Source organism: Nocardioides sp. (assembly GCF_051876515.1).
Taxonomy (GTDB): Bacteria; Actinomycetota; Actinomycetes; order Propionibacteriales; family Nocardioidaceae; genus Nocardioides.
Window position 1 is genome coordinate 1 of record NZ_JBJEHY010000154.1, and the last position, 9,013, is coordinate 9,013.

General features: G+C 72.8%; 12 protein-coding genes. 6 read left to right on the top strand and 6 right to left on the bottom strand.

The window, feature by feature from the left end; genetic code table 11:
- From ACI379_RS11805 to ACI379_RS11825, 5 genes are all read left to right on the top strand, one after another.
- Positions 1–278, top strand: a 278-nt coding sequence (locus tag ACI379_RS11805; RefSeq protein WP_439792286.1) for an acyl-CoA dehydrogenase C-terminal domain-containing protein, incomplete at its 5' end; no start/stop codon positions are given.
- Between the two features lie 138 nt (positions 279–416).
- The gene (locus ACI379_RS11810) at positions 417–1,271 is read left to right on the top strand and encodes an ABC transporter ATP-binding protein (RefSeq protein WP_439792287.1); all 855 of its coding nucleotides are present in this window, start codon (positions 417–419) and stop codon (positions 1,269–1,271) included.
- Positions 1,268–2,020, top strand: coding sequence for an ABC transporter permease (locus ACI379_RS11815; protein ID WP_439792288.1), 753 nt, complete (start codon positions 1,268–1,270; stop codon positions 2,018–2,020). The genes ACI379_RS11810 and ACI379_RS11815 overlap by 4 nt, the downstream gene beginning before the upstream one ends.
- Entirely contained in the window at positions 2,017–3,060 is a 1,044-nt protein-coding gene (locus ACI379_RS11820; RefSeq protein WP_439792289.1) for a sensor histidine kinase, read from the top strand. Before ACI379_RS11815 ends, ACI379_RS11820 begins: the two co-directional genes overlap by 4 nt.
- Complete coding sequence (locus tag ACI379_RS11825) at positions 3,057–3,662, top strand: response regulator transcription factor (protein WP_439792290.1); 606 nt, start codon at positions 3,057–3,059, stop codon at positions 3,660–3,662. The genes ACI379_RS11820 and ACI379_RS11825 overlap by 4 nt, the downstream gene beginning before the upstream one ends.
- 3 nt (positions 3,663–3,665) lie before the next feature.
- Here the strand turns inward: ACI379_RS11825 and ACI379_RS11830 are convergent, their stop codons facing one another.
- Both ACI379_RS11830 and ACI379_RS11835 read right to left on the bottom strand, forming a co-directional pair.
- Positions 3,666–3,881: a DUF6458 family protein gene (locus ACI379_RS11830; protein WP_439792291.1), complete on the bottom strand. Its 216-nt coding sequence runs from the start codon at positions 3,879–3,881 to the stop codon at positions 3,666–3,668.
- A 104-nt stretch (positions 3,882–3,985) separates the two neighbouring features.
- On the bottom strand, positions 3,986–4,681 hold the full coding sequence (locus ACI379_RS11835) for a TetR/AcrR family transcriptional regulator C-terminal domain-containing protein (protein ID WP_439792292.1): 696 nt from the start codon (positions 4,679–4,681) through the stop codon (positions 3,986–3,988).
- Positions 4,682–4,848: 167 nt separating this feature from the next.
- On the opposite strand from ACI379_RS11835, the gene ACI379_RS11840 reads away from it, so the two are divergent.
- Positions 4,849–6,078, top strand: a complete 1,230-nt coding sequence (locus ACI379_RS11840) for an amidohydrolase family protein (protein ID WP_439792293.1) — start codon at positions 4,849–4,851, stop codon at positions 6,076–6,078.
- Between the two features lie 18 nt (positions 6,079–6,096).
- Here the strand turns inward: ACI379_RS11840 and ACI379_RS11845 are convergent, their stop codons facing one another.
- From ACI379_RS11845 to ACI379_RS11860, 4 genes are all read right to left on the bottom strand, one after another.
- Positions 6,097–7,839 carry an NHL domain-containing thioredoxin family protein gene (locus ACI379_RS11845; RefSeq protein ID WP_439792294.1) on the bottom strand — a complete coding sequence of 581 codons (1,743 nt, stop codon included), beginning with the start codon at positions 7,837–7,839 and terminating at the stop codon, positions 6,097–6,099.
- A gap of 77 nt (positions 7,840–7,916) precedes the next feature.
- Positions 7,917–8,369: a hypothetical protein gene (locus tag ACI379_RS11850; RefSeq protein WP_439792295.1), complete on the bottom strand. Its 453-nt coding sequence runs from the start codon at positions 8,367–8,369 to the stop codon at positions 7,917–7,919.
- Positions 8,369–8,764 carry a hypothetical protein gene (locus tag ACI379_RS11855; protein WP_439792296.1) on the bottom strand — a complete coding sequence of 132 codons (396 nt, stop codon included), beginning with the start codon at positions 8,762–8,764 and terminating at the stop codon, positions 8,369–8,371. Before ACI379_RS11855 ends, ACI379_RS11850 begins: the two co-directional genes overlap by 1 nt.
- Before the next feature lie 3 nt (positions 8,765–8,767).
- Positions 8,768–8,917 carry a hypothetical protein gene (locus tag ACI379_RS11860; protein ID WP_439792297.1) on the bottom strand — a complete coding sequence of 50 codons (150 nt, stop codon included), beginning with the start codon at positions 8,915–8,917 and terminating at the stop codon, positions 8,768–8,770.
- Positions 8,918–9,013 lie beyond the last annotated feature (96 nt).

Below are 9,013 nucleotides of genomic sequence, written 5' to 3' on the forward strand. Positions count from 1 at the left end.
ACGAGATCAAGAACATCTACAAGGTCGGCCTCAACACCACCCGCCTGCTGATGGCTCTGGGCGACGTCGTGTGCGCCTGGCTGCTGCTGCGCGGCGCCGAGGTGGCCGCCACCAAGCTCGAGGGCGAGGTGTCCGACAAGGACAAGGCGTTCTACACGGGCAAGATCGCGGCGGCGCAGTTCTTCGCCGCCAACGTGCTCCCCAAGCTCACCGCCGAGCGCGTGATCGCCGAGAACACCGGCCTGGAGCTCATGGAGCTCGACGAGGCCGCGTTCTGACGTACTGAGCACCATCCGCAGGGCCGTCCCGCACACGCCGGGGCGGCCCTGCGGCGTACCCGGGCCATGACATCTGTCATGAGGTACTCGTGACAGCCGCCCGAGGTGGAGAACCGCCGCCGCGGTCAGGCTGGAGCCATGACCAGCACACCAGCCATCCGGGCCACCGGACTCCACAAGGTCTTCCGGACCACCGACGGCCAGCAGGTGCGCGCCGTCGACGGGGTCGACCTCGTCGTGGGCCGGGGCGAGATCGTCGCGTTCCTCGGCCCCAACGGGGCCGGCAAGACGACCACCGTGGACATGCTCCTCGGGCTGACGTCCCCCGACGAGGGCACCGTCGAGATCTTCGGCACCACCCCGCGCGAGGCGGTCGACGCTGGCCGGATCTCCGCCATGATGCAGACCGGCGGCCTGCTCCCCGACTTCACCGTCGCCGAGACCGTACGCGCCATCGCCGCCCTCCACGGCCGCGCCGACCGCGTCGAGGAGGTCCTGGAGCGGGCCGACCTCACCCGGATCGCCTCCCGCAAGGTGGTCACCTGCTCCGGCGGCGAGCAGCAGCGACTGCGCTTCGGGTTGGCGCTGGTGCCCGACCCCGACCTGGTGGTCCTCGACGAGCCCACCACCGGCATGGACGTCGCGTCGCGCCACGCGTTCTGGGAGACCATGCGCGCCGACGCCGCCGGCGGACGCACGATCGTGTTCGCCACCCACTACCTGGCCGAGGCCGACAACTTCGCCGAACGCACCGTGCTGATGTCGCGCGGCCGCGTCGTACGGGACGGTCCGACGGCGGAGGTGCGGGCGGCGTTCGGCGGGCAGAGCGTCACGTTCACCCCACCCGCGCACGCGAGCGGCCCCGACGGCATCGACGAGGCCTGGCTCGCCCAGGTGCGCGCCGCCCTGGCGCCGTTGGGCGTCACCGACCTCGAGGTCTCCAGCGCCAGCCTGGAGGCCGCCTTCCTCGCCCTGACAGGAGACGACCAGTGAGCACCACCGCCAGCACCCTCACGTACGCCGCCCTCGACCTGCGACGCCAGCTGCGCGACAAGGCCGGCATGTTCTTCATCGTCGTGCTGCCCGTCTTCATGTACCTCGTCTTCGGCACCGGCGGGAGCGAGCGGGTCGGCAGCGGCAACGTCGCGATGTACGTGACGATCTCGATGGCTGCGTACGGAGCGGTCACCGCGACCACGACGATCTCGGGCTCCGCCGCGGCCGAGCAGCAGCTGGGCTGGGGCCGCCAGATCGCCCTGACCCCGCTCCGACCGGTCCGGTTCGTGATGGTGAAGGCCGGCGTCGCGCTCACCGTGGCCGCCGTCCCGATCGCCCTCATCTACCTGGTGGGGGCGCTGACCGGCGCGAGGGGCAGCACCTCCGACTGGGTGGTCTCCGCCGTGCTCGTCTGGGTGGGGTCGACCGTGTTCGCGATCTACGGGCTGGCCGTGAGCCTGCTGTTCCCCGGCCCCAACTCGGTCTCCATCGCCAGCGGCGCGGTCGTCGTCCTCTCCTTCCTCGGCAACGTGTTCATCCCGCTGTCGGGCACGGTCCTCGACATCGCCCGGTTCACCCCGATGTACGGGTACGCGGCGCTCGCCCGGTTCCCGCTCACCGAGGGGCACCTGGTGACCGGCGGGCAGGACCCGCTGTGGCTTCCCATCACCAGTGTGATCGTGTGGACTGGGGTGTTCACCGCCCTGGCGGTGTGGGGGATGCGCAGGAGCAAGGAGCGACGATGAGCACAGCGGAGGCCACCTCCAGCCCGTGGGAGCGGTGGAACTGGGCCTTCCCGGCCGTGTGGCTGGTCTTCCTCGTCTACCCGGTGCTCGAGGTGCTCGACTCGACGGGTCCCGTCTGGGCCAAGGTGCTGACGATCGGCGCGGTGGTCGCGTTCGGCGTGGTCTACATGCTCGGGTTCGTGCGGTGGGCGGACCACCCGTGGCGCGTCTTCGTCGTCCTGGTCGCCCTCGTCGTGGCCACCCTCCCGCTGGTGGGTCCGGCCGCGATCTCGATGCTGCCGTTCCTCGGCGCGTTCACGGCCCTGTGCCTGCCGAGCCCGTGGTGGCAGCGCACCGCCCTGGTGATCGCACTGGTACCGGTACTCGGCGCCCTCACCGGGCTCGAGCTGTTCTACTTCCTCATCGTCTGGCCGGTGCTGGTCGCGTGCTCGCTGATCCGGTTCCTCGAGACCGCCCACGAGCAGCACCGCGAGCACGGGGCCGAGCTGGCCCTCGTCGCGGAGCGCGACCGGGTGGCGCGCGACGTGCACGACGTCCTGGGCCACTCGCTGACCGTCCTCAGCCTGAAGGCTGAGCTCGCGGGCCGGCTGGTGGAGACCGACCCGGCCCGGGCGACCGCGGAGCTGGAGGAGATCCAGCAGATCGCCCGTCAGGCGCTGGCCGAGGTGCGCACCACGGTGGGCGGGCTGCGCGCCAGCAACCTGGCCGCCGAGCTCGCCGCGGCCCCGCGGGTGCTGGCGGACGCGGGGGTACGCACCACGGTGCACGGGGCCGTCGCCGACACCGACCCCCAGCACCGGGCGATGCTCGGCTGGGTGCTGCGGGAGACGGTCACCAACGTCGTGCGCCACGCGCACGCGCAGCGCGTGACGATCGAGCTGAGGCGCCGCGGCATGGTCGTCACCGACGACGGGGCCGGACTCGACGCGCCGGAGGGCAACGGGCTGCGTGGCATGCGCGAGCGCGTGGAGGGGGCCGGCGGGACGCTCCTCCTCAGCGACGCCGCGCCCGGGACGAAGGTGCAGGTGGAGTTCGCGTGATCAAGGTGCTGCTGGCCGACGACCAGGCCCTCGTACGCGGGGCGCTGGCCGCGCTGCTCGACCTGGAGAGCGACCTGGAAGTGGTCGCCGAGGTGTCGCGCGGCGACGAGGTGCTGGAGGCGGCGCGCACGTCGGGGGCCGACGTGTGCCTGCTCGACGTCGAGATGCCCGGCATGTCCGGGCTGGAGGTCACCGAGCAGCTGACCCGTACCCTGCCCGGCACCCGCTCGCTGGTCGTGACGACCTTCGGGCGGCCGGGCTACGTACGCCGGGCCCTGGACGCGGGGGCGGCCGGGTTCGTCGTCAAGGACACGCCCGCGCGCGAGCTCGCGGAGGCCGTACGCCGGGTGCACGCGGGGATGCGGGTGGTCGACCCCGACCTCGCCGCGGAGTCCCTCATGGACGGGCCGAGCACGTTGTCGACGCGCGAGTCGCAGCTGCTGCGCCTCGCACTGGAGGGGGCGTCGGTGGCGGCGATGGCGCGTACGGTCCACCTGTCGCAGGGGACCGTACGCAACCACCTGTCCGCAGCCATCGGCAAGACCGGCGCCGGCAGCCGTACGGAGGCAGCCCGGATCGCTCAGGAGCGGGGCTGGCTCTGAGGGTCAGCGGACGTCGCGGCGTTCCTCCACGACGTGCTTGGTCTCGCCCCGCTGCTTGTTCATGACGAGCGCCAGGACGATCGCGAGGGCGCCGACGGCGACCAGGATCCAGCCGAGGGTGTCGCTGGCGACGTAGTCCTCCATGCCGGGGATGCTGACCACGTCGAGGGCGAAGATGAGGCCGATGACCAGCAGGACGATCCCGAGTCCGATTCCCATGTGTTCCTCCCAACTTCGCGACGCACCGTTGCGTCGGTGCTTCGACTGTAAGGACACACGGGCCCGTTGGCGAGGACCTGGCGGGTCACGGGGCCGGCGCGCGCTCAGGCGTCGGGGACCTCAGTGGCGGCGATCCCGGCGATGAGCGCGCGGATCCCCCAGGACAGCCGCGCCTGCGGGGAGCCGCCCAGGATGGCGTCGCGGAGCCCGGCGACGTGCGGGGTCGTGGCGGCGTCGGCGCCGCGCACCGCCGCGGCGATGTGGCCCTCCTCGGGGGCGTCGAGGGAGCGCTCGTCCCCGACCGACGCGGGCCCGTGCTCGGCCGCGGACCCGGTGACGTGCTGGAGCAGCAGGTCGGTCCCCCAGGCGGCCCGGTCGGCCGCGACCCCGCCCTCGAGAAGCAGACCGAGGACGCGGTCGAAGAGCACCAGCGTGTGCGGCCCCATCGGCCGGACCGCGATGGCCGATCGCGCCAGGCCGGGGTGCTGGAGCAGCACGTCGCGGTAGGCGTCCAGCAGGTCCTCGAGGCGCTGCTGCCACGGTCCCTCGCCGTCGGCGGGGAGGTCGGCGGTGAGGGCGTCGGTGACCGCGGCGTGCAGGTCCGCGGTGTTGGCGACGTGGACGTACAGCGAGGCCGGTCCGGTCTCGAGGGCCTGCGCGACCCGCCGCATGGTGGCCTTCTCCAGCCCCTCGGCCCGGACGATCCTGATCGTCTCCTCCACGATCCACTCGCGCGTGAGCGCGGGGCGCGCCGGTCGCGTACGGCTGCTCCGGGGGACGTGGGGAACGGGCGTCGTCACCGGGCAGACCCTACCGAAGCGGCCCGTCGTACGAGCGGGGCGCGGCCCGGTCTGCCGTGCCTTTGGCCGAACGGAGGGCGAGGCGTACGCTCGCTGACGAACATGTTCGTTAAGAACGTGATCGTTGCGAGGCACCCGGCTTCGCACCCAGCAGAACGGAGAAGCCCATGACCACCACGGCCATCACCCACGTCCGGCTCTTCGACGGCCACGACGTCGTCGACGACACCACCGTCGTTATCGAGGGGCACACCATCGCCTCGGTCGGCGGCCCCGTGCCCGCAGGCGCCGAGGTCGTCGACGGCGCCGGCGGCACGCTGCTGCCCGGCCTGATCGACGCGCACGTCCACACCAACCACGACGCGCTCCGCCTGGCCCTGCGCTTCGGCGTCACGACCGAGCTGGAGATGCAGGGGACCCACACCCGCGACCGGCGTGCGGAGATCGACGAGGACGACACCGCGGCCGACGTACGCTCCGCCGGCTTCGGCCTGACCGCGCCCGGCGGCCACCCGTCCGAGCTGTTCCCCGAGGGCTTCCGCCCCGGACCCCCGCCCGGGGCACCCGCCCCGTCGGGGCCGCGGCCGGTGCAGGCGGAGGTGACCACGCCCGCGGAGGCCACTGCCGTGGTCCCCCGTCTGGTCGACAGCGGCTCCGACTACATCAAGGTCATGATCGACGACGGTTCGGTCGAGGGGCACCCGGGCCTTCCGATGCTCGACCAGGAGACGGTGGACGCGGGCGTCGCGGCCGCCCACGCGCTCGGCGCCCTGACCGTCGCGCACGCGCTCACCGTCGACGCGACCCGGATGGGACTGCAGGCCGGCGTCGACGGCTTCGCGCACCTGTTCATGGACCGGCCCCACGACGAGGCAGTGGTCGAGGAGATCCGGCGTGCGGGTGTCTTCGTCACCCCGTGCGTCGTGCTGAACGCCTCGATGATGGGGATCACCGGCGACGTGCTCGCCGACGACCCGCGCGTCGCGTCACGGCTCGACGAGGCGTGGGACACCACGCTGCGCTCCAGCTTCGGCCACTACCCGCAGGGGCGCATCGAGGACGTGCTGGCCACCGTGAAGGCGTTGCACGACGCCGGCGTGGACCTGCTGGTGGGCACTGACGTGTCCGTCCCGCTGCCGTTCATGGGCGGGCTGGCGCACGGGGCGAGCGTCCACCACGAGCTGCAGTACCTCGTACGCGCCGGACTCACCCCGGTGGAGGCGCTGCGGGCCGCCACCTCGGTGCCGGCGCGACGCTTCTCGCTGCACGACCGGGGCCGCGTCGCGGCGGGGCTGCGCGCCGACCTGCTGCTGGTGGACGGCGACCCGACCACCACGATCAGCGACTCGCTGAACACCCGCGAGGTCTGGCGCCGCGGCGCCCGCCTGGCTCGCTGAGGTCCCCTGCCGCTGGGCTCAGGCAGAACCGCCCAGCGGCAGGGCGAGCACGAGCTCGCCGTCGGCCGTCACCTGCACCGGTACGCCCCAGTCCTGCTGCACCATCCAGCAGGCGGCCCCCTCGCCGCCGTCGACGTCACAGGACGCGGCGCGGGCGGCGACGTGCAGGACCCCCTCGCCCACCCGGGGGTCGAGCTCGAGGACGCGGTGCAGGGCGGTCCCGCGGCCCTCACCCGAGCGGAGCAGGGCGGGAGGCGTCGCGCTCACCAGCAGCTGCGAGGGCGGACCGAACCGGTCGTCCACCTTCTGCCCCGGAGCCGGCGTGAAGTCGACGCGCAGCTCGACGCGCGTCCCCACGTCGGTCACCGGGCGCTGGGTGCGGTGGGCGAACCCGTCGACCTCGACGACCCCGCCCAGCGGCACGCGGGTGATCCGGTGGGCCGTGGACTCCACGACCAGCAGGTCGGTGCCGTCGACGAGGAGACCGCTGGGCTCGGCCAGCCCGGTCGCCACGGTGCTGACCTGCCCGTCGGCGATCCGGCGTACGGCGCCGTTGTAGGTGTCGGCGACGGCGACCGACCCGTCGGGGAGCACGGCCACGGCCAGCGGGTGCTGCAGCAGCGCCTGGTCGGCCGGGCCGTCGCGGAACCCGAAGTCGAAGAGCCCGGTGCCGACGACGGTGTCGACGCGGCCGGCGTCCCCGTCGTACGACACGACGCGCACGGCGGAGGTCTCGCTGTCCGCGATCCACATCCGCTCCCCGTCGGGGGTGACGGCGAGCCGCGAGGGCTGCGCGAACCACGCCTGGTCGAGCGGACCGTCGAGCAGCCCCTCGTTGGTGGTGCCGGCGACCACCTCGACGTCGCCGGTGGCGGGGTCGTACGTCCACAGCTGGTGCGTGCCGGCCATCGCGACCCAGACGCGGTCGCGCCACCAGGTGACGTCCCAGGGGCTGGAGAGGCGGGCCGTCCCGTCGCCGGCCATCCACTGCTGCCCGTCGCCGGCCAGGGTGCGGACGGTGCCGGTCGCCGAGTCGACCCCGGCGAGACGGTGCGCGACGGTGTCGGCGACCACGACGTCGTACCCGACCCGCGCGGCAACCGCCTCGGGGAGCACGCACAGGCCGTTGGGCTCGCGGAAGCCACCGATCCGCCGCTCGACCCCGCCGTCGACACCAAGCAGCACGACCTCGTCGTGGCCGGCGTCGGCGACCGCGAGCCGGCCGTCGGCGAGACGGTCCAGGGAGGCGGGGAAGCGCAGGTCGGTGGGCTCGACGACCGGCGACACGTACGGCGAGTCACCCGGCTGCAGCGTGCCCTTGTCGCGGTGCAGCGGGACGAGCTCGGCGAGCAGTGCGTCGATGGCGTGCGCGTGCCCCTCGCCGGCGTACTGCGCGACGACGTACCCCTCGGGGTCGACGAGCACCAGCGTCGGCCAGGCCCGCGCCGTGTACGCCTGCCAGGTGGTCAGCTCGGGGTCGTCGAGGACCGGGTGCGTGACCGCGTACCGCTCGACGGCCGCGACCAGCGCGTCCGGGTCGGCCTCGTGGACGAACTTCGGCGAGTGCACGCCGACGACCACGAGCTCCTCGGACCACCGCTCCTCCACGGGCCGCAGCTCGTCGAGGACGTGCAGGCAGTTGATGCAGCAGAACGTCCAGAAGTCCAGCAGCACGAACCGGCCGCGCAGGTCGGCGGTGCTGAGCGGGGCGGCGACGTTGAGCCAGCCGCGGCCGGTGAGTTCGGGGGCGCGTACCTTCACCGGACGATTGTCCCCCGTCGTGCCCGCAACGGGGCGTGCGGTCGGCGCGGACCGACCGCACGCCGCCGGGAAGCGCCTCAGATGCGGTCGCGTCCCCCGAGGTCGACGCGCATGCCGCCCTCCCTGATCACGGTCGCGACGATCTCAGCCAGACGTCCGGTCCGTGAGTACGTCTCCGTCAGGTGGTTGCGTGCAGCGACTCCGACGGGGCCGACGTGCGTCAGGTAGTTCCACATCAGCTCGTCGTTGAAGTCGGGGCGCGCCGCGACCACGTCGAGGCCCGCCACGATCCGAGGCTCCGCGGACAGGAGGTCCTTGAGGATCGCCTGCTGGACGTTCCACACGCGCACGAGTGCCTCGATCTTGTCCACCTCCGTCGGCTCGACCCCGCTGAGCGCGATGCCGTGCTCCACGATGTCGAGGGAGTCCACGTACGGCTCGGCGAACTTCGCGAACTCCGACGGCTCGATGGGTCCTTGGGACCAGTCACGGCCACCGGCCGGCTTGGGGGTCCGCCCGAAGAGACCCATCAGTACGTGTCCTGTCCGGTGACGGCCTGCTCGATGGCGTCCGCCGCCACGCAGACGAGGTTCAGCGGCTCCTCGATCTCGTTCCGGTCGAGGTTCTCGATCGGGACCGACACCCTCAGCGTGACCAGGTCACCGAAGGTCGAGATGCCGCCGGCCGCGTACTCGGCACTGTGCGACACGGCCCTGCTGAGGTCGACCGCTCCCTGCGCCCCCACCGGGGAGTGGAAGTCGACCCACCGGGCACTCGCCTCGTCCGGACCAGACCAGGTCACGAAGACCAGCTGCGAGCGGAGCTCGGCCAGGTCGAAGACGAGCTTGACCACCGCCCCGTCGGCGACCAGGTCACACCTGTAGTGCGACGTGAGGTAGCTGCGCACCGACTGCCAGGTCGCCATCCCTCACCGCCCGTGGTGGCCGCTGTGCTCGTTGCACAGCAGGCCGGTGTTGTTGCACTTGCTGCAGGTCAGCTTGCCGAAGGCGCCGCTGGCGCGGCCCCCGTTGCAGGCCGGGCAGTCGTGCAGCGGCCGGTGGCACTTGGTGCAGTCCACAGTGTTCTCCTTGGCTCGAGGGCCCGGACCTCCCGGACCGACGTGGCCCGACGATGGCAGAGCGCCGCTCGGGGAACGTGTGGGTTTCCGCGACCA